General features: G+C 53.9%; 1 protein-coding gene. It reads right to left on the bottom strand.

Translation table 11 applies throughout. From position 1 onward, the window contains the following. Positions 1-193 precede the first annotated feature (193 nt). Positions 194-395, bottom strand: a 202-nt coding sequence (locus EN935_RS40450; RefSeq protein WP_206534753.1) for a cytochrome d ubiquinol oxidase subunit II, incomplete at its 5' end; no start/stop codon positions are given.

The following is a 395-nucleotide window of genomic DNA, read 5'->3' as shown; positions in this document are numbered from 1 at the left end:
CGGTTGCGCATCTCGACGAGCTTTCGCGGATAGAACCGATGCTGAGACGCTTGCTGCGTCGTGGCGACGAATGATCCGAACAGGTCGACTTCATTGGCGTTGGCTCTTCGCGACATGCAGCTTCTTGCACGAGCCAGTTAGATACCATGTAAATATGAGAGCAACTGTGTCGGTCAGCGTCCGAAAAACCTATTCAATGGTATCCGATATCTGCTCGGACTTTGCCGCGGAACACCCAGTACGACCAGCCGGTGTACATCAGGATTACTGGCAACAACACAAGAGTGCCGACGAGCAGGAAAGCCTGGGTGCGTTCTGAAGAAGCCGATTCCCAGAGCGTGAAATGGTAGGGAACGATCATCGGGAAGAGGCTGATGGCGATCCCGACATAGGAA

The sequence above is a fragment of the Mesorhizobium sp. M7D.F.Ca.US.004.03.1.1 genome, assembly GCF_003998635.1.
GTDB lineage: Bacteria > Pseudomonadota > Alphaproteobacteria > Rhizobiales > Rhizobiaceae > Mesorhizobium > Mesorhizobium loti.
The sequence above is the reverse complement of the archived record's forward strand: the minus strand, read 5'-3'. Positions and strand labels throughout refer to the sequence as shown.